This is a genomic window from Stieleria neptunia (assembly GCF_007754155.1).
Classification (GTDB): Bacteria; Planctomycetota; Planctomycetia; order Pirellulales; family Pirellulaceae; genus Stieleria; species Stieleria neptunia.
In genome coordinates, this window is the sequence record NZ_CP037423.1 from 8484981 (window position 1) to 8511812 (window position 26832).

The 26832-nt window shown below is 59.7% G+C and carries 18 protein-coding genes; 6 read left to right on the forward strand and 12 right to left on the reverse strand.

What is annotated here, in order from left to right:
• Nucleotides 1–402: 402 nt before the first annotated feature.
• A complete protein-coding gene (locus Enr13x_RS29550) occupies nt 403–1305 on the reverse strand; it encodes a YdcF family protein (protein ID WP_197455448.1) in 903 nt (300 codons plus the stop codon).
• A 474-nt stretch (nt 1306–1779) separates the two neighbouring features.
• Between Enr13x_RS29550 and Enr13x_RS29555 the strand changes: the two genes are divergently transcribed.
• Entirely contained in the window at nt 1780–5508 is a 3729-nt protein-coding gene (locus Enr13x_RS29555) for a PVC-type heme-binding CxxCH protein (RefSeq protein WP_145390431.1), read from the forward strand.
• 214 nt (nt 5509–5722) lie between these two features.
• Here Enr13x_RS29555 and Enr13x_RS29560 read toward each other — a convergent pair whose 3' ends face one another.
• The 4 genes from Enr13x_RS29560 to Enr13x_RS29575 form a co-directional block, all read right to left on the reverse strand.
• On the reverse strand, nt 5723–6904 hold the full coding sequence (locus Enr13x_RS29560) for an aminotransferase class V-fold PLP-dependent enzyme (RefSeq protein WP_145390432.1): 1182 nt from the start codon (nt 6902–6904) through the stop codon (nt 5723–5725).
• Entirely contained in the window at nt 6901–7329 is a 429-nt protein-coding gene (locus Enr13x_RS29565) for a molybdenum cofactor biosynthesis protein MoaE (RefSeq protein WP_145392756.1), read from the reverse strand. Before Enr13x_RS29565 ends, Enr13x_RS29560 begins: the two co-directional genes overlap by 4 nt.
• A gap of 63 nt (nt 7330–7392) precedes the next feature.
• Nucleotides 7393–7653: a MoaD/ThiS family protein gene (locus Enr13x_RS29570; RefSeq protein WP_145390433.1), complete on the reverse strand. Its 261-nt coding sequence runs from the start codon at nt 7651–7653 to the stop codon at nt 7393–7395.
• Nucleotides 7650–10628: an anaerobic glycerol-3-phosphate dehydrogenase subunit C gene (locus Enr13x_RS29575; protein ID WP_145390434.1), complete on the reverse strand. Its 2979-nt coding sequence runs from the start codon at nt 10626–10628 to the stop codon at nt 7650–7652. The genes Enr13x_RS29570 and Enr13x_RS29575 overlap by 4 nt, the downstream gene beginning before the upstream one ends.
• 355 nt (nt 10629–10983) lie before the next feature.
• Here Enr13x_RS29575 and Enr13x_RS29580 point away from each other — a divergent pair, with 355 nt between their 5' ends.
• Nucleotides 10984–13896 (forward strand): PVC-type heme-binding CxxCH protein, encoded by a 2913-nt coding sequence (locus Enr13x_RS29580; protein WP_145390435.1) that lies wholly within the window; start codon nt 10984–10986, stop codon nt 13894–13896.
• Between the two features lie 53 nt (nt 13897–13949).
• Nucleotides 13950–15098, forward strand: coding sequence for a c-type cytochrome (locus Enr13x_RS29585; RefSeq protein ID WP_145390436.1), 1149 nt, complete (start codon nt 13950–13952; stop codon nt 15096–15098).
• Here the strand turns inward: Enr13x_RS29585 and Enr13x_RS29590 are convergent, their stop codons facing one another.
• Nucleotides 15099–16055 carry a cytochrome c gene (locus Enr13x_RS29590; protein ID WP_145390437.1) on the reverse strand — a complete coding sequence of 319 codons (957 nt, stop codon included), beginning with the start codon at nt 16053–16055 and terminating at the stop codon, nt 15099–15101.
• A 271-nt stretch (nt 16056–16326) separates the two neighbouring features.
• On the opposite strand from Enr13x_RS29590, the gene Enr13x_RS29595 reads away from it, so the two are divergent.
• Entirely contained in the window at nt 16327–16692 is a 366-nt protein-coding gene (locus Enr13x_RS29595) for a hypothetical protein (protein ID WP_145390438.1), read from the forward strand.
• A gap of 295 nt (nt 16693–16987) precedes the next feature.
• Complete coding sequence (locus tag Enr13x_RS29600; protein WP_197455449.1) at nt 16988–17368, forward strand: DUF4430 domain-containing protein; 381 nt, start codon at nt 16988–16990, stop codon at nt 17366–17368.
• Between the two features lie 188 nt (nt 17369–17556).
• Here the strand turns inward: Enr13x_RS29600 and Enr13x_RS29605 are convergent, their stop codons facing one another.
• From Enr13x_RS29605 to Enr13x_RS29620, 4 genes are all read right to left on the reverse strand, one after another.
• The gene (locus Enr13x_RS29605) at nt 17557–18594 is read right to left on the reverse strand and encodes an aldo/keto reductase (protein ID WP_145390440.1); all 1038 of its coding nucleotides are present in this window, start codon (nt 18592–18594) and stop codon (nt 17557–17559) included.
• Nucleotides 18595–19645: 1051 nt separating this feature from the next.
• Nucleotides 19646–20692: a DUF6807 domain-containing protein gene (locus Enr13x_RS29610; RefSeq protein ID WP_231743852.1), complete on the reverse strand. Its 1047-nt coding sequence runs from the start codon at nt 20690–20692 to the stop codon at nt 19646–19648.
• A gap of 16 nt (nt 20693–20708) precedes the next feature.
• Nucleotides 20709–22265, reverse strand: a complete 1557-nt coding sequence (locus Enr13x_RS29615; RefSeq protein ID WP_145390441.1) for a sulfatase-like hydrolase/transferase — start codon at nt 22263–22265, stop codon at nt 20709–20711.
• Between the two features lie 80 nt (nt 22266–22345).
• Nucleotides 22346–23305: a PepSY domain-containing protein gene (locus Enr13x_RS29620; protein WP_145390442.1), complete on the reverse strand. Its 960-nt coding sequence runs from the start codon at nt 23303–23305 to the stop codon at nt 22346–22348.
• A gap of 134 nt (nt 23306–23439) precedes the next feature.
• Between Enr13x_RS29620 and Enr13x_RS29625 the strand changes: the two genes are divergently transcribed.
• The gene (locus Enr13x_RS29625) at nt 23440–23661 is read left to right on the forward strand and encodes a hypothetical protein (RefSeq protein WP_145390443.1); all 222 of its coding nucleotides are present in this window, start codon (nt 23440–23442) and stop codon (nt 23659–23661) included.
• A gap of 539 nt (nt 23662–24200) precedes the next feature.
• Here Enr13x_RS29625 and Enr13x_RS29630 read toward each other — a convergent pair.
• Nucleotides 24201–25427 carry an IS110 family RNA-guided transposase gene (locus Enr13x_RS29630; RefSeq protein WP_095739234.1) on the reverse strand — a complete coding sequence of 409 codons (1227 nt, stop codon included), beginning with the start codon at nt 25425–25427 and terminating at the stop codon, nt 24201–24203.
• A gap of 66 nt (nt 25428–25493) precedes the next feature.
• On the reverse strand, nt 25494–26600 hold the full coding sequence (locus Enr13x_RS29635) for a quinone-dependent dihydroorotate dehydrogenase (RefSeq protein WP_145390444.1): 1107 nt from the start codon (nt 26598–26600) through the stop codon (nt 25494–25496).
• Between the last annotated feature and the right edge of the window lie 232 nt (nt 26601–26832).

Consider the following 26832-nt stretch of genomic DNA (forward strand, 5'->3'; position numbering starts at 1 on the left):
CCAGTTTGGAACTCGATCCATCCTGGAGCGTGCTTTGCTACTAATTACGAGTGGCCGGGAGTATGACCGATATTCGCACACAGACATAGAGTCGGTCACCACGTCTGGACGGTCTTGTCACACCCCCAAAGGGAGAAAATGGACGACATTTGTCACCGAAGTACCCAAAAATCGTCGATTTCTCACTCTAAACTCGAAATCATGTCAACTTGGTGAAACAAAAAATCTGTTTTGGCGGCTCTCCGCCGGCTCAATTTGCTAAAAAACTCACTGAGCGGATCCATGACACCTCGCGAGAGGCCCCAATGGTTTGTTGCTACCTCATTCTACGGGTGTGACAAGTGAATTCCCAATCGAAATCTCGCGTCATCACGAGTTTTGCGGGCATTACTCCCCCCCCTTTCACCTTCCCACAATTCGCGCCAGTTGCTCCTTTAATGCGATCGCAAACGTTTTGCCTGCGCCCGCGGAGGGGATCAAACTGCGGGGCTCGAACCGGCCGGCCGGCCGGCCATTGAAATCGCAACCCAACGGCAAAAACGCCAGCCCCCTCTTCTCGGCCAATCGCATCGCCCGGGACAGATGGACAGCCGAAGTGACCAACCCGATCGAGGGACCACCCGAACGCGGTTCCATCTGAGATCCACCCCTCGTCCAACCGACCAGCTGTCGCCAGTCATCCGGCGGGTCCTCAAAAAAAGCCTTCAACTGCACCATTTCCGCGTCGGTGTTTAAACCCGGCACCTCGAAAATGACGTGATCGGGAACACCGATGGACGTCAACAGCTCACGCCCGATCCGCGACGGGTCCCGGGCATCCCCGGCTGCCGTTCCGGTGCTGATCAGCGTTTTTGTCTTCCCCGCATGCCATAGCTGGGCCGCAAGCAGCAGCCGCTGGCCGTCGCTGCCGAGCTGGGGAACGCCGAAGCGGTTGTCGGCCGCGTAGCCACCGAGCAAGACCACCGCATCCAATCTGGCATTCAGACCGGCCGCCGGATCCGTTGCCGCCGGATACTCATGCGAACGTAAAAACCGCCCGGCGACCGAGCCATTGAACGTGATTCCCACGGTCAACCAAGCGATCGCGAACAAGGTCGTCAACCGCGTTTGCCTGCGGATCCCACCAGCGATCGTGCCGGCGAACAACAGCAGCCAGATCAGCGCGACCGGCATGGCCAGGCTGGTTGCGGCACGCTCCGCCGGCGACCTTCCCCCGTCCACTCCCGTCCAGACGATCAGCAGCAATGCCAACACGCCGGCGGCGGCGATACCAACCGCCCAAGCCCTGATCCATCCGCTCGACATTGACCGCCCATTCGGCTTTGCCAACGAATCCGGCGGCCCCGGCGGGTCGGAGGGTTCATCATGCGAGCCCATGCTTGGTGGTGTTCTCTGTTCGAGGATCAATGGTCGTTTCGGGTCGGTCGCGCCAAGCATAGCTGCTGCTTAGCGTTGGTGACTTTAAATTTTTCATGCCGATCCGCGCCGCCGGATCCATGACAATGTTCGCCCCGCAAGAATCTCCGCCGCCGGCGTCGTTCGGCTTGGACAGTTGGCTTCGCCGCAACCCCCGTGGACAACACGGTGAAGCGTTTGTTGGCGGCAGGGCGACAAATACCGGGTGACGTTTTTACTCGGCGGCGGGTTATACTGTGGGTCCGGAACGTGGATGTCTGTCCGTTCTGTTGAATCCCGCCTCCTGATCGGGGCCGATCCGAAACGCGTTCCATTTCGTTTTCGCGATCGATTCCCGTCCTAGCACTCCTATCCAGGTACCCCATGAGACGTCTCGGCTATCTCTCGGCATCCCTTTTCGTCCTCCTGGCGGCATGCCAGCTTCTTGCCACGTCCCCGGTCGCATCGGCGGACTCGCCCGCACTGCAGCTGCGTGAGGGCATCAAGCTGGCACTGGTCGGCAACTCGCTCGGCGAGCGGATGAATTTGTACGGGAATTTTGAAACCCGACTGCAGTTGCGACACGCCGGAACGAACATCCGGTTCCGCAATTTCTGTTGGCCGGCCGATGAAGTCGGCAACCGCCAGCGGCCGGGCAGCTACACCAAGATCGACGACCCGCTCGCCGTCTTTGGCCCCGAAGCCTACCTGTGTTTCTTCGGCGCCAACGAGTCGTACGCCGGCACGGACGACGCGACCGTCGCCGCCTTCATCGCCGCCTACCGCGACTATCTGTCCCAGACCAACGCGACCTATTCCGGCGGCAACGCACAATTCGTGCTCGTCAGCCCGATCGCGTTTGAATCCACCGGCCATCCCCTGCATCCCGACGCCGGCGAACGCAACGCGGCGCTAAAGATCTATCGCGACGCCATCGAAAAACTGGCTGCCGAAGAAAACCTGCCTTTCGTCGACCTGTTCACCGAATCCAAAGCAGCTTTCGACGCCGAACCGGGAACCCAATACACGATCAACGGACTGCATCTGAATCAGCGCGGTGACCGTTGGGTCTCGCAGTTGCTCGATCGGGCACTGTTCAGCGATTCGCAAACGTTTGACGACGACCGGTTCCGGAGGGTGCAAAAGTGGGTCAACGACAAATCGTGGCTGCACCTGCAAGACTACCGCATGCTCAACGGCTGGTACGTGTACGGCGGTCGCCGGACCTGGGACACCGAGACCTTTCCGAGCGAATACCGCAAGATTCGGGAGATGGTCGCCAGACGTGATCAGTACATCTGGGACCTGGCCCAGGGCAAACCGGTCGCCGACCGGCCGGACGATTCGGGCACCGGCGAGGTGGTCATTCCCGAAACGATGTTCGGGACGCGCGACGAGAATTTTCGCAAGATGCGCGAACCCGAGGAACTCGTTTACCCGACGCCCGAAGAATCGATCGACATGATGACCATTCCCGATGGGATGGAAGTCCAACTATTCGCGTCCGAACGTGAATTCCCCGAACTGGCCAACCCCAATCAAATCGCCTTCGACGCCCAGGGCCGCTTGTGGGTGTCGTGCATGGCCAACTACCCGCAATGGCAACCGGGCGCGGCGCCGCCGAACGACCGGCTGTTGATTTTCGAAGACACCGACGGCGACGGCAAAGCGGACGTCTGCAAAACGTTCTACGACAAACTGATCTGTCCGACCGGATTCGAGTTTTACGACGGCGGCGTTCTGGTGGTCGACGAACCACGAATTCTGTTTCTCAAAGACACCGACGGCGATGATCAAGCCGACGAAGTGATTCAGTTGCTCGACGGCATCGCCACCGACGACACCCACCACACGATGGGCGCCTGGGAATTTTCCCACGGCGGCCTGCTGCACATGCTCGAAGGCGTCTCGCTGTCGACGACGCTGGAAACGCCCTGGGGTCCGTTCCGCAACAAAAGCACCGCCGGTGCCTATGTCTTTGACCCGATCTCGCAACGGGTCCTCCACTATCGCACACCGGGTTACGGTAACCCCTGGTGCCTGGTCTTTGACCCCTGGGGCAACGGGATCGTCGGCGACGGCACGAACGCGAAACAACATTGGATCGCCCCCTTGGCCGGCAAAGAGGTCGATACCCGCAAGACGCTCCGACCGGTCTTTGACAACGAAGGCATGCGTCCGGCCGTCGGCAACGAGTTTCTGTTGTCACGACATCTGCCCGACGAGATGCAAGGACAATTCATCTATGCCTGCGTGATCAACATGCACGGCATGCCGCGATTCAATCTTCGCGACGAGAGCGACGGTGCCGGCTACGAGGGTGAACGGATCACCGACCTGCTGTCCTCGACCGACATGATCTTTCGCCCCGTCGATCCCAAAATCGGACCCGATGGAGCGGTTTGGTTCGGCGATTGGTGCAACGCGTTGATCGGTCACATGCAATACTCCCAACGTGACCCGAACCGAGACCACACGCACGGACGTGTCTATCGTCTGGTCAACAAACACAAACCGCTGTTGCCGATCGTCGATTTAACCCAACTTAGCGAAGCCGAATTGCTGGACCAACTGTTGGTGCCCGAGCTGCGAACCCGCTATCGCGTGCGACGTGTTTTGCGTGACCGCCCGCAAGACAAAGTGCGTGCAGCGGTCGCAACTTGGATCGCCGACACGGAGGATCCGCAACGGCTGTGCGAAGCGATGTGGATTCAAGAAAGCTTTCGCAGCGTCGACACGGATTTGATCGACCGCATCTTGGCCTCAGACGACTACCGAGCCCGTGCCGCGGCCATTCATACTGTCACCAACGAAATCCTGCGGATCGATGCCGCCCACGACTATCTGGCCGCGGCAACCTCCGATCCGCACCCGCGCGTTCGGCTGGAAGCCCTGCGTGGCATCAGCTTCCTGGAAACCCCCGACGCGACCGAATTGGCGTTGGCGGTGACCGATCATCCGGTCGATTACTGGATCGATTACACCCTCGAACACACCTTGCACGCGTTGGAGCCCGCGTGGTCGGAAGCTCAAACATCCGACAACTTCCTGGCCAACAGTACCGAGCAAGCCAAGAATTACTTCTTGCGATTTAAACGCATGTCCGGCCCTGGCGGCGCGGCCGTCATCCCGCTCGAAATCGCCGACGACGTCGATGCATCCGACGCGGACCGAACCGCGGCCATCAAAACCCTGGCCGGGCTGCGAGGCGGAAACGCCGGTCGCGGGGAAGACGTGTTCAAACAAGTCTGTTCGGCCTGTCACCAGATCGGTGAGCTGGGCAAAAAGTTCGGCCCCGACCTGTCCGATATCGGATCGCGATTCGACAAAGAAAAAATCATCCGTTCGATCGTGATGCCCAATGCCGAGATCAGCAAAGGCTACGAGACGGTCAATATCTTGACCGTCGACGGTGATACCTTTAACGGATTTGTGATCGCCAAAACCGATGACACCCTTTCGCTGGGGATCGCCAATGGAAAACAGATCGATATCCCGCTCGATGACATCGAAATCGAAAAACCGATGAAGGCCAGCTCGATGCCCGAAGGACTGGTCAAACAAATCGCGCCGATCCAAGTGCTGGACTTGCTCGCCTACCTCTCCTCGCAACGTGCGATCAGCAAGGTGTCGCGTCGCGGATGGACCAGCGCCAAATACCGCACCGAGCCGAAACTGCGGTCGCACCAAGGGGTGACGGAAATCTCCCATGACGCGGCGATCAAGCTGGGCCGGCATTTCGGCAACGGCACCTGGAACTCCGACCCCCACTTGTTGCTCACTGCCGTCGGCCGCGAAGACTTTGATTTTGCCTTCCACAGCGACCACGAGGTGCAGTCGCCTGAGGTCACCATTCGGTTGAACGAACCGGCGACGCTCAAGCACCTGTTGCTGCGAAACCGTTTGTCCAGCCAATTCCATTCCCGCGCCAAGGGGCTGACGGTCTGGGTCAGCATGGACGGCCAAACGTACGAGCAAGTTTGGAAAGCCGACAAACTCAAGGGCGAGTGGATGATCGATTTCCCCGCCGACACCAAGGCGCAATACATCCGGATCGGCTTGGACGGCAAAGGCACCTTCCACCTGTACCAAGCCGTCGTGTTCGGCGAGTGACCGGAGCCCCGCCGGACAGGAAGGAAATCGACAGGAAAATGGCTGACAAGAAAATAGACGTGGATCCGATCCCGGCTTCGTCAGACTCTCGGACTCCATTTTCTTGTCATCTATTTTCTTGTCTGGTGCCCCACGCCGGAATTTTTCTGCCCGTCATTTTTCGGCCAATCCAGGCCGGCGGTGACGGGAGACCGCCGTTGTGTGATGCACAGCATCACCTACACAGTTCCGCCAACGCGTTGAACAAACATTCCAACTCCTCCGTCGTCGTCGATTCGGCGCAGCTGATCCGCACGGTTCCATCGGACGGTGAATCGATCGCCCCGTGGATCAACGCCGCGCAGTGCAATCCCGAACGGACTTCGATGCCGAATTCACTGTCTAGAATCATTGCGACGTCGCTGGCCGGAAGACCATCGATCGCGATGCTGGCCACCGGCAACACAGGTGCGTGGGGACGACCGATCATGCGAACGCCGGGGATCGATTCCAGTCCCCGATAGAGTTCGGACGACAGCTCCGCCATCAGAGTCCGCGAACGCTCGAGTGCCTGTGGCGGCGAGGAGCCATCACAACGGTCACGCAGCCCGGCCAACCATCCGGCATAGGCCGGCACGTTCATGTTGCCGGCCTCGAAACTGGCCGGGTAATCGTGCGGCATTTCCAGCGATTCGGAGCGCGTCCCGGTGCCACCAAACACCGTCGGACGAATCCGATCCTGGACCTCGCGACGGACGTACAAGAACCCGGTTCCGAGCGGTCCGGCGCCTCCCTTGTGCCCGGGAGCGGCCAGCACGTCGAGGTGAGCCTGAGAGACGGAAAGCGGTACATGGCCAAACGTTTGCGCCGCATCGCTCATCAACAGCGGTTTGTCGGCGTCGGCGAACTGGGCGTGTAGCCGACGCCCGATTGCCTCGACCGGCTGCAGCGCTCCATTGACATTGGCGGCATGAACGATCGACACCATCCGTGTCTGGGGCGTGATGGCCGCGATGACATCCGCTGCGTCGACTTGACCGTGCGGATCGACCGGCACGACGGTCCACGTGACCGTCTGGTTGGCGACCAGGTGTTGCAGGGGACGGAGCACACTGTTGTGTTCGGCCGCCGTGGTGACGACGTGATCGCCGGGTCGCAAGATCCCCAACAGCGCCGCGTTCAAGGCTGCCGTGCCGCCGGCGTGAAGTGAGATCTCTTGGTCGCTGGCGGCGCCGATCCAGGTTGCAATCTCACGCCGCAACCGAGCGATGATCTCTCCGGCGTTTCGCGAGGCCCGATAGGCTCCCCGGCCGGCGGCGGCTTCCTCCCGCACCGAGAACGCGTGCATCGCATCGAGCACGACCGCTGACTTGGGAAAACACGTCGCGGCATGGTCCAGGTAGATACGGCGATTCATGGATGAATCCACTCGGTCGATTCGTCCAGGTAGGTTTCGCGTTTCCAAATCGGCACGTCGGCTTTCAACCGGTCCATCATCCAGGGCAGGGCGGCAAAGGCGTCGCGACGGTGGGCGCTGCTGCATCCGACCAAGACACTTGCCTGACCGATCGGCACTTCACCCAAGCGATGCACGATCACCACCGCGGCCAAGGAATACCGCTGTTTCGCTTCTTCGGCGAGCTGGAACAACTGAGCCTCCGCCATCGATTCATGAGCCTGGTAATGAAGCGTCTTGGTGATGCGGACGGCCCCCGCAGCCGTCGTCGTTTTTCGACGCGTCACTCCGGCGAACCAGGCGTGCGCCCCCGTATCGGGATCATCGATTTTGGATGACCAATCGGCAAGCTCGATCGGCGTCTGGACAAGGCGAATGAATATCATCAACACGTTTCCGGGAATGAAAAGCCGCCACTGGCCTAACCACCACGACCTAGCCGCCACGACCTAACCACCACTGACCGGTGGGATCAACGCGAGTTCCACATCGGCGTGTCGGATCACATGATCCGGGCCGACGTAGCGGCCATCGACGGCCAACCGGCTGACGCCGATCAACGGGGCCGCCGCGGGGATCTGTGCCGCCACGGACTCGATGACCTTTGCCGCGGTCACCGGGTGATCGACCGCGACGTTCGCGACGTCGCAACCGGCGGCATCACGGACACCGGCAAACAGCAGAATACGCAACGGTGCGGTGGACGTCATCCGGGTGGCAATCCGAGCTCCTCGCCGACCTTCGGCAATCGGCCATAGGCGAACGCGAGCAGCTTGAGGGGGTGAAGGGTTTGCAGGTCGGTCCCGTGTTGGATCTGCATTTTACAGGCGCTGCATTCGGTGCACGCAAGCTGCGCCCCGCTATGCCGCAGGGCCGAAATCATCGGCCAACCGATTCGCAGACTATTGCGATAGTTCTTTCGCTGCAATCCCCAGGTCCCGGCCATCCCGCTGCATCCGGCTTCGACATGTTGAACACTCAATCCCGGAATCAATTTCAACAATTCGATCGACGCGATGTCCGGATCCAAGACCCGCAAATGGCAGGGCCGGTGGTAGGCGAAATCCAGGTCGACGGCTTGAAACTCGCGATCGAGTTTTCCGTCGGCGTGCAGGCCGCGTAGAAACTCGCAGGCTTCGAAAGAGTTTTTGGCCACCAGATGGGCGTCTTCGTCGTCCAGCAGATTGGGGTACTCATGTTTCAAGCAAAGTACGGCCGCCGGTTCGGTGGCAACGATTTGGTAGCCCGATCGAACCGCCTCGGCCAACATCCGCACATTCCTGCGTGCGATGCGGCGTGCGCCTTTCAAATCCCCCGCCGTGATCCGCGCCATCCCGCTGCCGGACTGCGACGTCGGGACGTAAATCGCGATCCCGTTCTGTTGCAAGATCTCGGCCAATGCGCGACCGAGGTCGGGATCGTGATAGTTTGCATAGTGGTCGACAAAATAAAGCACCTTGGCGCCTTCGCCGGCCGGTTGCTTGGTCCAGCGGCGGCGCGCGGAATAACGCATGAAGCTGCTCGATGCGATCGGCGGTAATTCGCGCGATGACGTCAATCCGAACAACTTGTCGGCCAGCCAGCGGGTGAGTCCATTGCGGATCAACCGATTGGAAAACCAAGGAATCCGAGAGCCGATCGCCGCGATGAGATCGAGCCGGCAGATCAATCGGTCGGACAGCGGTTGCCCATTGGTCGCAACATATTGAGCCTTCAATTCACCGACAATTTTCGGAATGTCGACGCTGGCGGGACATTCCAAACGGCACTGATGGCAATTGAAACACAAGTCCGCGACGGCTTTGGCCCGATCGCCGGTGAGGGTTTCGGGATCAATTTTTCCGCTCAACACGCCGCGCAACAAGTTCGCCTTGGCGCGTGGCGACGCCTCTTCGCTACGCGTGGTGCGAAACACGGGACATTGCCGCTCGGAACTCGCCGTCGTTCTGCAGCGGGCGCAGCCGTTACACGACTCGGCCACCACGTCGATCATCTCGCTGGGCGACCACTGCTGCAGGACCGGCAACTCGGGGACGGCGGTATTTTGAATCCGCGCCGCCTGGACGATTCGGTCGGCGGCCTTGATCAGCGTTCGCGTCTCCGACGTGACCTCGATGGTCTCACCGATCGGGCGAATGTTTTCGTTGGGCTGTTGCAGGACGGCCCCGAACAGCTTTCCCGGGTTCAACCGATGATGGGGATCAAACAGCCGTTTGATCTGCCCCATCGCCGGCCAAAACTCACCGAACTGTTTGGGCAACAACGCGCTGCGACTGAGCCCGGCGGCATGCTCGACACTGACGTGCCCCTTGAATCGCCATACGACTTCGGCCACCTGTTCGGCGACCCGACGGATCTTCTTGCGTTCGTCGGCGGACGACAAATCGACAAACGGCCGCACATGCAGATGACCGTGGCCGGCATGAGCAAACACCGTCGCCGTGCATTGGTTGTCCCGCAACGTCTTTTGAATCGCCGCCAACGCCTCGGGCAACATCTCCGCCGGCACCGCGATGTCCTCGGTGAACGGGATCGGCATCCCCGGCCCCTTCAATCGGCTCAGCCGCGGCGTGACGCGACGACACAACGCCCAGAACTGATCTCGGGTGGCCTGATCGGTCGCCGAATGGGCGACGAATGCGGCGTCGGGCCCACGCGACAAATCATCGCGCAGAATCTCAATCCGATCGGTCAGTTCGGTAAGCGAGTCTCCCTGAAGCTCCAGCAACAACATCGCTTCGGCCTCCTGCGGCAAGACCGCTTCAAATTGCCGCTCGGTTTCGCGCGCGATCCCCAGCAGCCGTCGCCCCATCAGGTCGCACGCGACCGGTCCATAACCGAGCGACCGCACGGCGCACCGGGCCGCCGATTCCAAACGATGGAAGAACAGCATCACGACCCCGCGATGCTTCGGAATCGGCTCCGTCTGAACCGTGGCGTCCACGATCAGCCCGAGCGTTCCTTGGGTCCCCACCAGAAACTTCGCCAAATCGACTCGGCCCAGGTCGTCGACCAGGCCATCAAATCGATAGCCGCCGCGGGCCGGGGGTGCGTCGTTCAGTTTTTCCAAACAGTCCTGATATTGCGTCTGGATCTCCATCAACCCGCGGGCCAGTCGGCCCACCGTTCCCGGATCGTCGGGATGATGCTTCGAGACGTCCAACAATTCGCCGTCCACGGTGACGAAACGCAACGATTCGATGTTGTCGCGGGCCGAACCGCTGCGCAAGTAGTGGCTGCCCGAGGCGTTGATCGCCAGCACACTGCCCATCGTCGTGATGCTGCGGGTCGCCGGGTCCGGTCCGTACCAGCGGCCCAGTGGTTTGAGATTGCGATTGAGCTCGGCGATCGGCAAGCCCGCCTGCACGGTCGCGAGCGACTTGAGCGGATCGAACTGCATCCGTCGCATGTAACGCGAAAAATCGACCACCAATCCAGGCCCGACCGACTCCCCCGCCACCCCGCTGCCGCTGCCCCGCGGGTGGATCGGCAAATCCTGCTCGCCGGCGTACTGCACCAACGCGACCACATCGGCCGCCGAACGCGGCCGAACCACGCCGACCGGCTGGATTTCATAGATGCTCGCGTCGGTCGCGTACAACGTCGTCGACACGGCATCGCACAGCACGTCGCCGCGCACGATGCCCCGCAAGTCGTCTTGAATGCGTTGTCGATCGATTTCCATGCATTAGTTCGAACCCATCAAGCCACCCAAGTCAACCACAAGACAGGTTTCGGGTTTCGGGTTTCGGGTTTCGGGTTTCAGGTTTCAGGTTTCAGGTTTCAGGTTTCTGGTTTCTGGTTTCTGGTTTCTGGTTTCTGGTTTCTGGTTTCTGGTTTCTGGTTTCTGGTTTCAGGTTTCTGGTTTCTGGGTACTGGGTACTGGGTACTGGGTACTGGGTACTCAGTACTCTCAACTGGCTCCCCGGCCCCGACCGTTGCTGCTAGACTAGGGCGGTTGCGGCGCCGTTAATTCGGCGTCGTCGGATCGCTCCCCTCTGCCCACTTCCTGCCCCGCCCGCCTCGTGAGGCCTTTCGTAATGCTGCGTCGACATCGATCATGGCTCGTTCCCGTCCTGGCACCCTTGACGTTTTGTCTTGCCCTCGGCCTGGCCGCCGCCCCGGCGGACGCGGCGGATGCGGAGATCAAACAGATCCTGATGGTCGCCGGCCCGCCCTCGCACCGCTACGGCGCACACGAACACTTTGCGGGGCTTCGAATCCTGCAAGACGCGATCCAACAGAGCAGCGACAACGCCCGGGTCACCGTCGTGCGCGGTTGGCCTTCGGACGAACAAATCGCCGCCGCCGACACGATCGTGATTTACAGCGACGGCGGCGGGCGGCACGTCGCAATGAACCATCGCGACCAACTGCGGAAACGTCTCGCCGAGGGGACCGGATTGGTGTGTTTGCACTACGCGGTCGAGATGCTTCCAGGGGAATCGGGCAAAGACTGGGAAGAGCTTCTCGGCGGCCACTTCGAAATCAACTACAGCGTCAATCCACACTGGGTGGCGGACTTCAAATCACTGCCCGATCACCCCATCACACGTGGCGTTGAGCCCTTCGCCACCGACGACGAGTGGTACTTTCACCTGCGTTTCACGGAACTCGGAAAAGTCACGCCGATCCTCTCCGCGGTCGCCCCCGATCACACCATGAAACGTCCCGACGGGCCACACCATGGCAACCCCCATGTTCGCAAGAGTGTTGCCGCGGGCGAACCCCAAACGGTCGCCTGGGCTTACGATCGACCCGACGGCGGCCGTTCCTTCGGCTTCACCGGCGGGCACTACCATTGGAACTGGGGCAACGACGACGTGCGACGTTTGGTGACCAACGCGATCCTCTGGACCGCGGGCGAATCCATCGGCCCGGACGGATCCTCACTGGGTGACGAACCGATCGGGATCAAGCGTCTGCTGGAAGACCAAGACTATGAACGCCCTAAAGACTTTGATGAACAAGCAACCGCCAAGCGGTTTCAATTGACGGCGCAAAAAAAAAAGATAACTGAGTCCGCCGAGCCGACCGCCCTCACCAACGCGGGCGACCCACGGGATCCCGCCAACGCGATCAGCGGCATCACGATCGCCGAAGGTCTGGAAGCGACCCTGGCGGCCAGCGAGCCGATGCTCCGCAGCCTGACCAACTTGGATATCGACTCGCGCGGACGCGTCTGGGTCTGTGACGTGATGAACTATCGCCGCAATCAAGGCGCGCGCCCCGAAGGCGATCGGATCATGATCCTGGAGGACACCGATGGGGATGGAGTCATGGACGACGCGAAGACCTTTTATCAGGGCCGCGACATCGATTCGGCGATGGGCATCTGCGTGCTTGAAAATGCAACCGGCACCGACGTCATCGTCACCGCCTCGCCCAACGTCTGGCGTTTCGTCGACACCGATGGCGATGACGTGCCGGACAGCAAGACCGCCATGTTCACCGGCGTCGGCAATCCCCAACACGACCACTCGGGCCACTCTTTCCTGTTCGGCCCCGACGGAAAACTCTACTGGAACTTCGGCAACACGGGCGAACAAGTCAAAGACCCCAATGGCGAAACGGTCATCGACATTCACGGCCGACCCGTCATCGACAACGGGGCACCGCTGTACGGCGGCATGCCGTTTCGATGCGATCTGGACGGTTCCAATTTCGAAGTCCTGGCGCACAACTTTCGCAACAACTGGGAAACCACCGTCGATTCGTTCGGCACGCTCTGGCAAAGCGACAACGACGATGACGGCAACCGCGGCACGCGCATCAACTTTGTCATGGAACACGGCAACTACGGCTATCGCGATGAAGTCACCGGCGGCGGCTGGCGCGAAGAACGGATCAATCAAGAAGCCGAAATCATGCACCGCCATTGGCACCTGAACGATCCCGGTGTCGTCCCCAACATGCTGCAAACCGGCGCCGGGTCGCCCAGCGGCATCTGCTTTTACGAAGGCCGTTTGTTGCCGCAACGTTTTTGGGACCAGATCATCCACTGTGACCCCGGCCCCAACATGGTCCGCGCCTATCCCGCGACACCCGACGGCGCCGGATACACCGCGACGATCGAACCGCTGATGACGGGAACGACCGATCGCTGGTTCCGACCGGCCGATGTCTGCACGGCACCGGACGGATCGCTGTTCGTGACCGATTGGTACGATCCCGGCGTGGGAGGACACAATCAAGGCGACTCGGATCGCGGACGGCTGTTTCGACTCGCACCTCCCGGTTCCGACTACACCGTCCCGACGTTCGACTTCACCACCGCCGGCGGTGCGGTCGAAGCGCTACGAAACCCGAACTCGGCCGTGCGCGCGCGAGCCTGGCGATCGTTGCACGCGATGGGCCGCGATGCCGAAGCCGAGTTGTTGGAGCTGTATGCCGATTCCAATCCACGGTTGCGAGCCCGCGCGCTGTGGTTGCTCGGCAAGATCGACGGACGCGGAGAGCACTATGTGAGCATGGCACTGGCCGATTCCGATCCGAACCTTCGCATCACGGCGATCCGTTTGGCCAAACAGCTGACCGACCAACCGTCACGGTGGTTGGCCGACGCGGCCGACGATGAATCGGTGGCGGTGCGTCGCGAGTTGGCCGTCGCGCTCCGCTACGACACCAGCGACGCCATGCCGGCGCTGTGGGCCGAACTGGCGTCGGCCTACGACGGCCGGGATCGCTGGTACCTGGAAGCCCTCGGGATCGGCAGCGACGTTCGCCCCGAAGCCTGCTTCGACGCCTACCTGGACGCCGTCAACGGTCGCTGGGATACGCCGTCCGGCCGGGATCTCGTGTGGCGAATCCGGGCTCCCAAAGCAGCGGACGCCATGGTCTCGTTGATCGCCGATCCGAACCGACCGCTGCGTGAAACGGATCGCTACTTTCGCAGTCTCGAATTCCATGATGCGGACGTTCGAAACGCCGCACTGAAACGCCTGCTCCCCTAAACGCCCCCGGCCTCGCTGATCCCCGATTCATTCCACCACTTTGCCCACCCCCGATGAAACTTCACGCGTTGATCCTGACCGTCAGCTGTCTGGTCCCCCTCACCCCGCATACGAGTTCACAGGCTGCCGACAATGCTTCACAGGCGGCCGACAACCCCGCGCTGGCTCGCCGAGACGCCGTCGTCGTGCGGGCGGTCGAGCGGATCGGTGGCTACGACTACCGCTCCAATCCCGCGGTCGTGGACGCCGTGATGCGGCAGATCCGGCGCAGCCAGGGCACACCGGAGTTCATGAAATTGGTCAAACGTTTCAAACCCGATGGCATTGAATCGCAGCTGACGGTAACGCTGATCGGTGACGACCGATCGGCATCCGTGGAATCGGCGGAATTGTTGTTGGAACTTGATGCCGGACGAAAAGCCATCCGCAAGCTGCTTGCCTCGCCCGATCAGGCGCGCGGCGTGATCGAAACACTGGGGTTACTCGGCAACGGACGCGCCAATCATTTTCTGTCCGAGATCGTGACCGATGCCGAGCGTCCTTACGATCAGCGTCGTGCCGCGGTCGCCGGGTTGGCCCGATCCAAGGGCGGAGAGAAACGGTTGATCGATTGTGCGACTGAGAAAACACTCGTCGGCGATACCTTTCTGGTTGCCGGTGCGTTGTTGTCGCGCAGCAAGGACGCCGGTATTCGCAAAGCCGCCGCGAGCGTGTTGCCGCAACCGGCCCAAAAGAATTCCCAACCGTTACCGCCGATCGACGAGTTGGCCAAGATGTCCGGGAATGCCGCCGCAGGCCAGAAACTGTTTCGCGGTGAGGCGACCTGCGCCAACTGTCACATCGTCGACAACTATGGCAAGGACGTCGGCCCGAATCTGTCGGAAATCGGAACCAAGCTTTCGCGCGAAGCGATGTTGACGGCCGTGTTGGCGCCCAGTGCGGGCATCAGCCACAACTACGAAAACTTCAGCGTGTTGACCGAAGAAGGCCAGGTGATCACGGGGCTAAAGATTTCTCAGACCGACGACGAAGTGGTGATCCGAACGGCCGATGCGATCAATCGCAACATTCCATCCGAAGATGTCGTGACGATCAAGAAAAGCGAGAAATCCATCATGCCGGAAAACCTGCACCACATCACCGGCCAGCAAGGCTTGATCGACATCGTGGAATACATGATGACGTTGAAGAAGAAAAGCTGATCAACGGTATTGGCCGTGACAATCGTCGCATGACTGGGTGACCGCACCGACGGCTCTGCCGATCGCGTCGTAATCGTCCAGTTCTAACCCTCGCGTCACTCCCTGCGCGGCTTTGGCCATCGCTTCACTGAGCGCCACGTAGTCGGCGTCGTCCGAGTCGTCCATGCCTTCCTTGACCAGGATTCGGCCCAAGATCGCCAGCAGTTCGGCGGGGCGGCGGACATCGTTCGGTTCCGCTTTGACGTCATCGGCGTTGCTGGTCGCGTTCCGCAATTGCTCCTTGAGCAACTCGGCGTATTCCATCAACGGGGCGCGGTCGGCGATCGAAGCCCAGTCGTTGGTCTCGGCGGCCTTGCCGCCTCTTAGACCGGTGCCCGAAAGCAGGTCTTGCAAATCGTCCTTTCGCGCCCGTGCTTCGTTGAACACCTGGTTCGTGCCCGCGTTGCAGTTGAACGCCGTTCGCCCCAGCAGGTCACGTGCGACCGCCGCATCCTTTTTCCAGCGAACATCGCCGTCGTATTCGCTGATGATCGCAAACAAACTGCTCATCACCATCAGATCCAACCGAGCCTCCTCATAGCCTCCGCTCTTGAACGGTCCCGGCTGGGTGACAACGGAGTCGTAGTGCAATTTCACCCGTTTGATTTCGTCTTCGATCGAGGTCGGGGAAATCAACTTGTCCCAGGGGCCGGCCTTCGCATCACCCCCGTCCTGGGGCGTGTCGACAACCACTTTCGACGCCTGAGCATTCTTCTTTCGCAACGCTTGCAACGTCGGTCGCTCTCCGCGAATCGCATCCCCGACCGAATCAAAGAAGACGCCCTTGGTCGCGTCGGCAGAAAATTTTGGCGCCGGGGCACGTTTTTCTTCGCCCAACGCAATGTACGAATGAGCAGAAACGAGCACCGAACCACCCAGCATGATGGCGACGGGTAAAGTGCGATTTCGGGTCTTCATCACGTGACTCGGCTGGTGCAATGGCAGGGTAGTTTCCGTCAGTTTAATTCAGTTTAGCACCACAAAGAATCCAGTGCCGAACGACCGATAACAGAAAGGGGCAACTGGCCCCCGAGCGGGGGTTTGCAGGCTGTCAGTGTGTTTTGGTTGAATCCGCCAAGAAGACGACGCGAAAGACGAAATCGCTCGCGCCCCGAATTGTTTCGGAACCCGCCTGGGTCATCGGGGTTTGTAAAGAGTGTGAAGGGAATCGCATCATCAACGAGGGGAAATGAAAAAGATGAAACAAGACGATCAAGAACGAATCACCTGCCGATGCCCGCGTGGACACAAGCTGCGCGGCGGCATGAATCTGATCGGCGAAACGGTGCGTTGCCCGCGATGCAGCGAGAAATTCGTATTCGGCTATCAAGTGCGTCAGGATGTGACGGACACGGCCGTGGTGCGGATTCTCGGTGACGGCCCCACGCCCCCCGCCCCCGCGACGGAGCGTGAACCCAAACTGCGGCCCTGTTCTCGCTGTGGCGTTGCCATCAGCGCCGCCGCCAGTGTTTGCAAACACTGCAATTGCTATGTCGGCATCTTGCCCGATTTCCTCAGCAAACTCTCCGACGGAAGCTCGATTCACACGAACTGACGCGACACCCCAGCGGGAAGCGCCCGCGGCCTGTTGATTGATTCGGGACCTGCTGAGTCAATGGTGAGCCGCCGGCCGTAAGGCCTTGGGCGGGCGCCGAATGCCCGGCCGCTTACGCGTTCGCGGCTCACGAAATCAACAGCCCAGTTAGCGAGCGGCGCGTTGAAGTTACCGCGCATGCACCACGCGCCACTGGCTAACGCGGCGTGCTGAGATGTGCTAAAGTCTGCGCCAGTCGGTCACCGGTATCCCTGGCATCTGAATGAGCGAGTTTGTTTTCGTGCGATCCTGTTTCATGTCTTCGATCTGCCTGTTGATCGGGTTGATCGCCATCGGTTGCGGCCAAACACCACCACCACCGGCCGCCGATGCGGCTGTCGGCGAGGTGACTCTTGAAATTCAACCAGACGATTCGATCAGCGAAACGATCCAGGTCCCCGATGTTGCCGACGGCACGACACTGGAGGCCGTGATGCGGATGGTGGAGCAAGTCCCCGTCAGCGTTTCCGGTAGCGGCTCGACCGCGTTTGTCGATTCGATCGGCGAAGTCAAAACCGATGCCGGTCAAGGATGGACATTCAAAGTCGACGGAGCATTCGCCAATCAAGGCATCGGCCAGACCGTGCTTCATCCGCCGACCACGGTCACCTGGTCCTACGGCGCGTTCGAGAATTGAGCGGAAAAGGGCATCAGCAATCGTTGGTGTTTCGCCTTGAGAGACCGTCCAGCTTAAGGCGATCGCTTTTCTGATGTACGATGGCCCTTCCGGGCCGTCGTCCGTGGGACTCCCGACGACGACCTAGAAAGGACGTCGTACAACGGTCCGCTGACCGCGGCACCCTCAATCGAAAAGTTGACGAAGCGCTAGAGACGCCGCAGGCCGTCTTCGGTCATCGGCGTGGGAATCTCAAAGTCGACCTCGTCGATGCGAGCCAGGGTCTCGTCGGACAGAATCAGATCACGTGCTTCCAGCGATTCGTTTAGTTGCTCGACAGAAGTGGCGCCGATGATCGTTGACGCGACGAAGTCATGCTGGCGACTCCAGGCCACCGCCAACGCGGTCACACTGACACCGATGCTGCCCGCGATCTCGCTCAGACGTCGCGTGGTTTCCAGCGTGCGATCATTGACGAAGCGCTTGGCCATCCGTTTCTGACGTTCACCGTCGCCGGTCAGGTAGTCGGTAAAACGCGCCCCCGGTGGCGGTCCATCCTGGTACTTGCCCGTCAGCACGCCCCCACCGAGCGGCGAATAGGGCAGCAACGAAATGCCTTCGCGGCGACAGACCTGCGCCAACTCACTTTCACAGCGACGGTTGATCAGACTGAAATTATTCTGCACCGTCTGATAGCGATCGACATCGCAAACGTCCGCCGCCCAACAGGCCTTCATCATGCCCCAACTGGTTTCGTTGCTGGCACCGATGACACGGATTTTTCCTTCATCGCGCAGTTCCGTCAGCACGCCCAACACCTCTTCATAGGGCATCCCGTGATCGGGCCAGTGCGTCTGGTACAAATCGATGTAATCGGTCCCCAACCGGCGCAGCGAATCTTCACACGCGCGGACGATTTGATTGCGATCCAGGGCGGTTTTTCCGTGGCGGACCGGCGGTTTGAACCATCCGTGCCCGGGACCGGTTACCTTTGTCGCCACGATCACCGACTCGCGCGGTTTGCTGCTCAACCATCGCCCCACGATCTCTTCGGTCACCCCGAATCGTTCGGCCGACGGCGGCACGGGATAGACTTCCGCGGCGTCGAAAAAATCGATGCCGGCGTCGAAGGCCGTGTCGCAAATGCGATGACTGGTGGCTTCATCACACTGAAGCCCAAACGTCATCGTGCCCATACAAATATCGCTGACGACGATTCCACTGCGTCCAAGTCTACGTTGCTGCATCAAAGTGCTCACTGAAAAAAAGACAGACCATCCGACCGGCCATTCTTTTAACACGTTTGCCAACGATCCCCAACCAGTGGCGTAAGCTTCCAGCTTGCGATCCTCGTCGTCACCAACGAGCCGCTAATGCCCGACCCCATAAATCGTGAACGGCGCCCACAATTTCGGTCGCGGAAACTTGGCCCGTGTCTCCAGCATCGCGAACCAGCGGAGGAGGAATGGCAGAATCATTCGGGGCAGAATAATGATTCAATCGAAGGCGGGGCAAAACAATGGGGGCAAAACAATCTCATTCCCCCACCGCACCACCCTGCCCGGTGTCATTGTCGCGGTAGGGACGGCTGTTGCCAGCCGCCCCCCGCACAGATCCGTACATGAAGAACTACCTCATACGGCTCCTCCGTTGGGTCAAACGATCACAGCGCAGAACGTTGCAACCCGTCGTGATTTCCCGTGTTACTCTAATTGATGCTTGGCCCGACTCTGAGTCCGGAGCATCGGTAACAATTCGGCAATACTTCCCTTCAGTGAGATCCCTTCCCTCATCCGACTTCCCATCAGCGTTCATGTCAGCCGTACCCTCGGAAAGGTTAACTGACCGTCCTTGTGTTCGCCCGTGGGCGGACCAAGGAACTGTTGGGAGCTCCCGGTTCTCGCGTTTGGAATATCCACGCATGCACAGGTTCGCAGACTCCGCCGTGTTCCGTTGCGTCTCGCCGGAGATAACGACGCACCGGATGTTGTCTTCCCCATAGGCAGACAAGGTCGACACACGAGACTACATTGATTTCGGAGCTCTATTTCTGGCCTGCGTTTCCCTCCGGGGCGGACGCTCAGCAGGACGTTGTTACCGCGGTCGCACCTCCGCTGGAGGCCGAAATGGTAGGCTAAACCTTTTTCGTAGAACACTTTCAATTCCTATTCCAAACCGGTTTTATCCCGGCACACCTGCCACCCCATCGTTCTGCCCCCATCGTTCTGCCCCCATCGTTCTGCCCCCATCGTTCTGCCCCCATCGTTCTGCCCCCATCGTTCTGCCCAACACCTTCTACTACCGCATCCGCTCCACCTCATACTGCCGGTGCGGTTCCTCTTGATTCGGCTTGCGGATTCGAAACCCCGGACGATTCTCAAACGCTTCGTGAACCGATTCGGCGCGTTCCAGATCAACAGCTCCGGAATGGGCGTACAGCAGATAGCGAAGCACCAGCGGATTTTCATCGGTAATCTCGATCGCGGTCTTCATCCCGGGTGACGCCCCCATCCAGCCGTCTTGGCGGACATGCCAATGCGTCGGAAAGCCGGGATTGCTCGGATGATCAAAATACGTGATCCCTTCTTCGACCAGCTTGCGTCCCCCAGCGGCCGGTACGGCGATCGGGCCGGAATAATCCATCCACCGTGACTGTTTCTCGTGCAGGCTCGGTTCGCCCTGAACACCGGCGTCGTTGGTCAATCGTCCGCCTCCGAAATAGGCGGACAGACTGGCGGCCACGCGGACGGCCAAAACGCCGAAATTGGTCTGCTCCAACGTCACCTTGCCTCTTCCCTCGCCCGGACGAAACGTCAATTGAAACTCGACCGCGTGCTCGGCGGTTTCCGCGTCGTTCTCGATCCCCATCAACGCGACGACGACATCCTGTTGCATTCGCTCGACGCCCTCGCCGTCGATCCAGACCAGGTGCGTCGCCATGACGGCTTCATCATCCCCGTCACGGTAACGATACCAGTGGGTTTGTCGGATGACGGATCCGGTGCCGTCGGCCCAAAAATTCACGCCGTCGACTTTGTGGTGGGCAAACCAGACGGATCGATGGTGGTCATGATTCTGGGCGCCCGGGTGCCCCATCCGCGTCAACGTTTCTCCCGACGGTCCGTTGAACGGATAAAAAAACGGTCGCGGGTACTGTGGTCCATAGTGCCAACGCAGCTTTTCGCGACCATCGATTCGCAAGGAGACTTCATGATTGGCCAGCGGCACGATCTCGCATCGGGGCGGATGATAATCCTGTGCGATCGCTGAACGTCCCAATCCACAGATCACCAGCACCATCCACAATCCGGCACCGCATCGATCACCCAACACACTACATTTCATTCCGGGTCTCCTTTCATCATTGACGGACTTGCTCGGTCCCGACGGGCGGCAGTTGATCGACGAAACCTGCTTCGGTGCGTTTCAATTCATCGACCGTCGCGTTTCGCAATCGCTCTAACAAGTGATCGTTTGCCGGGTCGTGCGCGAGGTTGATCAATTCCTCGCGGTCGTTTTCGATGTCGTACAACTCTTCGGTTTCACCGGCAACCAGATTGCGGATGTACTTGTAGCGTCCTTCACACAACATCACGTACCAGGGGACTCCGGGGCCGTGGTACAAGTCGGGGTCATCGTTTGCCGGAATTTGATCGGTCGCCGATCCGTATTGTTTGGCGGTATGGACCAGCATCGCGTGATGGTTCCAGTTTTCCGCCTTGGATCGAAACAATTCACTAAGATCAAAGCCGTGCATGTCCCAAGGCAACTCGATCCCGGCAAATCGGAAGAACGTCGGCGGCAAGTCGACGCCGCTGACCGGTTGCTCGATAACACGGCCGGCACAGCGCGCGGCAACCTTGCCCGGCGGACGGATGATCAACGGCGCTGCGACCGTGCCTTGATACGGAGCGACTTTCGATTTGAAACCCTTTTGCCCCCACGCAAATCCCTGGTCGGACGTATAAACGACCAGCGTGTTTTCATCCTGTCCGGATTCCCTGAGTGCCTTCATCAGGCGGCCGACACCCTCGTCGATGGCCAACACACCTTGATGATATTGGCGGATCCAATCGGCCAGCGGACGTCCGGGAATGTCCTTCATGCCGACGGGGCCTAAGTCGCGGACCTTACGTTCAACCGGAACGCCGTTGGGGCCGGGTTCCCAGAACTCCATTTCACGCACGTACTTCGGCTTGCCCGGTCGCGGAGGAAAGACATCGGTTGGAAACGGGACCTCGACATCGGGATATTCGTCCAAATGGCGGTCGGCCGGCGTGAACGGACCGTGCACGGCTCCGTAACAGAGCCACAAGTACCAGGGTTTGTCCGCCGCGCGGCCTTCGCCATGAATGTAGTCGATCGCCCAGTCGGTGTAGTTGTCGGTGCTGTACCCGTTGGTCATCGTCGGCGGGCCGCCGTTTTTGCTGATCAACTGGTTGTCGTAATAGTTTGGCGCATTGTCGGGATGTCGTGGCCGGTTCCAAACGATTTGATAATCCCAATCGCGGCCGTAACCGGGGTCGATGCCGGTGTGCCATTTACCGATCTGGGCGGTCGTGTAGCCGTTGGCACGAAACACGCTGGGCCAGAACCGACACTGCTTCGGGTCGTAGTCGCTGCCGGGATATCGGCCGACCATCCGCATCGACTCGATGCCATGCTGGTGCAATCCGGTCAACAGGGTGGCCCGTGACGGCATGCACCAGGACCCGATGTAGGCATGGGAGAACCGGACTCCGGCTTTGGCGAGTTGATCCAGATTCGGCGTTTTCACCCAGTCAAATGAATCGGGATAGCAACCAACGGTTCGTGACGACTGGTCGTCGGTGTAAATGAATAGAATATTGGGTCGCTCATCCGCGGCGGCGCGCGTTGCGCACAAGACAACCAGTACAAGCAAGCGAAAACCATTCATCGATCGGCCCTGTTGGACGTCTTTGCGGACACACTCGTTTCCCGTCGCAACAGTATAACATCGAAGGGCACGCCACCGAATCACAACTTCGTCGTCGCGTAGAAATCCAGCATGCTGAGATACAGCCCCGAGGCGGTAAGCACACTGGCGAGGATCACGAGTGAACCGATCAGACGGGTACGTTTGAGTTGCCACCACATGACCAACCCGCTCAATCCCCAAGTGACCATCGCGATGGCCATCGCATCCAGGATCAAGGACCAATACATCCTGCCGTTCCAATGCGGCGGCTGACCGTGCGACGTGTGCAGACGCATAAAGAACTGCCGTGGCGACATCCCATCCTGCCCTTCGTAGCGAGTGATATCGATGTGCCCGTCGCGGAGCACGTAGGTCACGCGTGCCGGTTCTCCGTCGACCGTCGCAATGAAATTCAGCTTGCACCAACCCATCGGCTGGGTAGACGACGGAGCGTCAAATCCGGCGGCGGACACGATCTCCGGCACCGCCTGCCTGGCCAGCAAATACGGATTTTCATCCAGCGCGATGCTGCGGACATCCTTGAGCATCGGCTCCAGCACTTCCTCGTTCTCCGGATACAACATCACACAAGCCGTCCGACGGACCGGATCGATTTCCACCGACCGCTTCTGCTCGCCGCCGACAGCCTCAATGATCAAATTGTTGTTGAATTGCGGAGTACTTTCCTCGGACAACTCAATCTCCGAATCCGGCGCCGCCTCACGGAGCTTTTTGATCACTCGACTTGCCAACTCATCGGCGGTGGGAAACGACGCCAGCGGTGTCGCTTCAGTGACCGCCGCGCCGACGGAATGGATTTCCAACTCCGGCAGCAATCCCTTGTGGTTGTACATCGCACCGGTCACGCCATAGAGAAACACCCACGGGAGCAGAAACAGCCCCGCGTACAAGTGGACCCGGCGAATCAAGACGGTCAAACGCGTGACTCGTTTTCGCCCGGAACGTCGGGCGCCGCCAGAGGATTCAGCCGACGGCCGAGAGGATTCGCTTTGCGTCATGGGTTGATCGTGATGATTTGAGAACCAAAGAAGGAGATCGCGTGCATTTTACGGCCCAAATCATAGCGGTTGACCAAGGGTGTCGCACACCTGTCGGATGATTGCCGCGTCAATCAACCAGGGAGGAATGTGCGATGCAATCGTTTCGAGTGAGCCGGGGAGTCCGAGTGGAAGTCTGTAAGGCCAACCGTCGAGGTGACTGGGTTTCTTTTACGACGACCAAGACGAATACCTTTGACGAACCGATCAGCCGCACGCGATCGACCGTTGTCTTTCGCGACGGACGCTGGCTGCTGCGAGTCAAACCACATCAGGTCGAGATGTTCAACGGACTGCGCTGGGTGCGAATGAAGTGAGTTGAAGATTCGTAGACGTTTGTAGGTTCCGTCAGTCGGTTTTTGTCGATAGACGAACCAGTAGGTCACGCTGTGCGTGACGGATGGCATGCACAGCATGCCCTTCTATGAGGCCGCGGTCTGCAAGCCCTGATTTTAAATTTTGCAAAAAAGTCGGTCTAGCTGCCTTCGTCGGAGTCGGCCCTCGGTCGCTCACCCCGGCGCAGCGAGGAACGAGCGGAGCGAATGGCGACCGAGGGCCGGACGAAGACGACGGCAGCGGTTGCCTTTGTTGGGGAGGCTCCGAGGTAGTGAACCGATCAACGTTTCCCCAGTGAACGTTATGCAACCACCTTCTATCCGTTCCGGTCTGGCCGGGAACCTAAAGCTGCATGCTTCGATAGCCGAATCAGGGGGAAACGTCGAACAGATCGCCAAAACCCTTCTACAAGGTCGGTCTCACTGGAAGTGAGCCCAGGGCATGCTCGGTCCAGCGATCTGATCGATCGTCACTGCTCGTCGACACCCGCAAATAGAGCAACGAGAGCCTGAATTGAAAATTATGCCATCGCAACCTCCTGCAAGTTCACTGCGCCTAGACTTGCGGTCTTACGCAGACGACGTTTTTGTGCGGGTGATTTGAATTTCGCTCCGCGTGGTAGTTCCCCTTGCATCGCATACTTCCAAAGCGCGATGACCAACTTGCGGGCCAATGCCACAATCGCGATTCGACGCATGCGGCTGCTCTGTCCCCCCGCTTTTTCCCGGAACCACCGAGCTAAGTCGCTTTGAGGTTGATAACGCAGCCACAACCATCCAACCTCAACAAGTAAGCTTCGCACATCACCGCGACCCGCCTTGCTGATGCCCTGCTCACGATTCAGTGCACCGCTGCTGTAAGGCGTTGGCGCGAGTCCAACGACCGCTCCGAGTTGACGACGATTCCGGAATTCACGCCATGAAAACAGCTCCGTCGAAAGCGTCCACGCACATTCCACTCCGATCCCGCAGAGTTCGACCAGGCGATCTGCAATCTGTTGACGCGAGGCACATTGATCGGCCGCAGCGTTCGCCTGACGAAACAACTCGGCTCGTTGCTCTTCCAATTCTCGAATCTGGCAAACACAAAGCTTCAGCCGAGTGAACTCCAGCTGCAATCGTTTTCGGAGATACGCTCCGATCGGTTGACCGTCACCCGTTTTTAGCGTTTCAAGTATTGCTTCGAACTCAGAATCGATCGTTCCGAGCACAATGCCTTGGGCGAACAGCAGACCTTTGATCCGGTTGGTTAATCGCCGTTTGTCCTTGCGGATTGACTGCAGGCCTCGCTGCAGATTGCGAATGTCTTCGTCTTCCATCAACGGGACGTGAATCGGCCGTAGTGCTCCACGTTCGCCACGGTAATACCGTAGCAACGCGTGGACCATTTTTTGGACGTCCAGACGATCGGTCTTGCGCTGCTTGCTGCGTCGATCGACTTCAAGAGATGCCGATTCGATCACGTGATTGGTCAGCCCAATCGCTTCCAACGCCCGATGAATCCAGAAACCATCGCGTCCGGCTTCGTAGCAGGTTACGGTCCCTGCGTCGTCCTCGAGTGCGAACTTGCGTTTTGCGGCTAATAATTCGGATTCAAATTGCCGGAGGTCGCCGGCGGCAACATTTCGAATCCGAAGGCTCGGATGCTCGGCGCAAGCAAAACCAAGCTTCCAAACGGATTTGCTGAGTTCCAAAGCGACAAACAAAGTGGAGGAAATTGAAGTAGACTGAATACCGGTCGCGGTCATGATTAAGCCTCTGAAGTTGAGTGATGTTGACTCTCAGAGCTTAATCGCCGCGGCTTTTCATAGCTTCTACACACCGCTGACATCCGCCCCCACGATGTCTTGCACGTGTGAGACGCCGTCCCGCTCCAACAATTCCAACAGTCCGCGATTGATCCGGCGGACCACGCGCGGGCCCTGGTACACCAGCGCGGTCAGCAATTGAACCAACGACGCGCCCGCGCGAAGTTTGCGGTAGGCGTCCTCGGCGGTCGCCACTCCGCCGGCTGCGATGATCCGATAACGCCGACGATCCATTTGCCGGTACAAGCTGACGATTCGCCGGTCCATCCAATCCTTCGTCGGCGATCCCGAAATCGCGCCGGGCCAATCGTTCCAAATCTCACATGGCGTTGCCAACCCCGACCGACGCCGCGACGATAGGTTGAACATGAACCCGGCGACCGATGCGTAGCCATCCACCGTCTGCAACATTCGATCGATCGCCGCGTCGTCCCAATCCGGCGAGAGCTTCAGCAACAGTGGAACGTCGATGGGAATCGATGCCAGTCGCTCAAGCAGCTCGCCGAGGTGTCCCGGCGCATCAAAAAATTCGCGGCCGTCGGAAGTGTTGGGACAGCTCAGATTCAGCATGAAATACGACGCACACCCTCGCAGCGTTTCGGCCGCGGTGACGTAGTCCTGGAGAATCTCATCGGGGCTGATCGCATCTGAACACACGCCATGATTGGTGTTCACCAAGTTGATCCCCAGCGGCACGTCGATCCGCTGCCCCTGCAATCGTTTCGCGACCGCGGCGGCACCCTCGTTGGGCAATCCGTAGTGCACGCAAATCGCATCATCGATCGGCAGTCGCCATAAACGCGGTTTAGGATTTCCCGCCGAGGGCATCGCCGAGACCGAACCGATTTCGACGTGGCCGAACCCCAAGGACGCCATCGCCGCGACCGCGCGTCCCGATTTGTCGTACCCGGCAGCCAGACCGAGAGGATTCTTGAACGGGATGCCGGCAACGTCGATGTTCAGCCGCGTGTCATCGACGCCATGCATCCGTGACGCCCAGCGAAGCAAACCGGGGATTCGCGTTGCCGCCGCCCCCCAGGCGATCGCCTGATCGTGCGTCCACTCCGGATCGAAGCGAAACAACAGCGGACGAACGAGACGTTGATAAATCATGGGGCGATCAGCGACCTTGGTTCGCAGCGCCGCTTCGAAGACTTCAGGACCGAGTGAAAGGGCACTGCCGGCGTGTCATTCTAACCGCCGCCCTCAAGCGCGAAATGGGCAGCAGCTGGAAAACGGTCGAACCGTCGCCTGGGATCGACGATCCCGCGATCCGCCGGTCGTCCTTGGCATCCTCAACTGATAGCATGTCGTGGACCGAGTTTCCTTTCCTCGGCAACTTCCC

What these genes read in the sequence shown, in the direction of transcription:
- Enr13x_RS29550 (WP_197455448.1), bottom strand. Translation starts at nt 1,305, where the DNA reads ATGTCGAGCGGATGGATCAGGGCTTGGGCGGTTGGTATCGCCGCCGCC.
- Enr13x_RS29555 (WP_145390431.1), top strand. Translation starts at nt 1,780, where the DNA reads ATGAGACGTCTCGGCTATCTCTCGGCATCCCTTTTCGTCCTCCTGGCG.
- Enr13x_RS29560 (WP_145390432.1), bottom strand. Translation starts at nt 6,904, where the DNA reads ATGAATCGCCGTATCTACCTGGACCATGCCGCGACGTGTTTTCCCAAG.
- Enr13x_RS29565 (WP_145392756.1), bottom strand. Translation starts at nt 7,329, where the DNA reads ATGATATTCATTCGCCTTGTCCAGACGCCGATCGAGCTTGCCGATTGG.
- Enr13x_RS29570 (WP_145390433.1), bottom strand. Translation starts at nt 7,653, where the DNA reads ATGACGTCCACCGCACCGTTGCGTATTCTGCTGTTTGCCGGTGTCCGT.
- Enr13x_RS29575 (WP_145390434.1), bottom strand. Translation starts at nt 10,628, where the DNA reads ATGGAAATCGATCGACAACGCATTCAAGACGACTTGCGGGGCATCGTG.
- Enr13x_RS29580 (WP_145390435.1), top strand. Translation starts at nt 10,984, where the DNA reads ATGCTGCGTCGACATCGATCATGGCTCGTTCCCGTCCTGGCACCCTTG.
- Enr13x_RS29585 (WP_145390436.1), top strand. Translation starts at nt 13,950, where the DNA reads ATGAAACTTCACGCGTTGATCCTGACCGTCAGCTGTCTGGTCCCCCTC.
- Enr13x_RS29590 (WP_145390437.1), bottom strand. Translation starts at nt 16,055, where the DNA reads ATGAAGACCCGAAATCGCACTTTACCCGTCGCCATCATGCTGGGTGGT.
- Enr13x_RS29595 (WP_145390438.1), top strand. Translation starts at nt 16,327, where the DNA reads ATGAAAAAGATGAAACAAGACGATCAAGAACGAATCACCTGCCGATGC.
- Enr13x_RS29600 (WP_197455449.1), top strand. Translation starts at nt 16,988, where the DNA reads ATGTCTTCGATCTGCCTGTTGATCGGGTTGATCGCCATCGGTTGCGGC.
- Enr13x_RS29605 (WP_145390440.1), bottom strand. Translation starts at nt 18,594, where the DNA reads ATGCAGCAACGTAGACTTGGACGCAGTGGAATCGTCGTCAGCGATATT.
- Enr13x_RS29610 (WP_231743852.1), bottom strand. Translation starts at nt 20,692, where the DNA reads ATGAAATGTAGTGTGTTGGGTGATCGATGCGGTGCCGGATTGTGGATG.
- Enr13x_RS29615 (WP_145390441.1), bottom strand. Translation starts at nt 22,265, where the DNA reads ATGAATGGTTTTCGCTTGCTTGTACTGGTTGTCTTGTGCGCAACGCGC.
- Enr13x_RS29620 (WP_145390442.1), bottom strand. Translation starts at nt 23,305, where the DNA reads ATGACGCAAAGCGAATCCTCTCGGCCGTCGGCTGAATCCTCTGGCGGC.
- Enr13x_RS29625 (WP_145390443.1), top strand. Translation starts at nt 23,440, where the DNA reads ATGCAATCGTTTCGAGTGAGCCGGGGAGTCCGAGTGGAAGTCTGTAAG.
- Enr13x_RS29630 (WP_095739234.1), bottom strand. Translation starts at nt 25,427, where the DNA reads ATGACCGCGACCGGTATTCAGTCTACTTCAATTTCCTCCACTTTGTTT.
- Enr13x_RS29635 (WP_145390444.1), bottom strand. Translation starts at nt 26,600, where the DNA reads ATGATTTATCAACGTCTCGTTCGTCCGCTGTTGTTTCGCTTCGATCCG.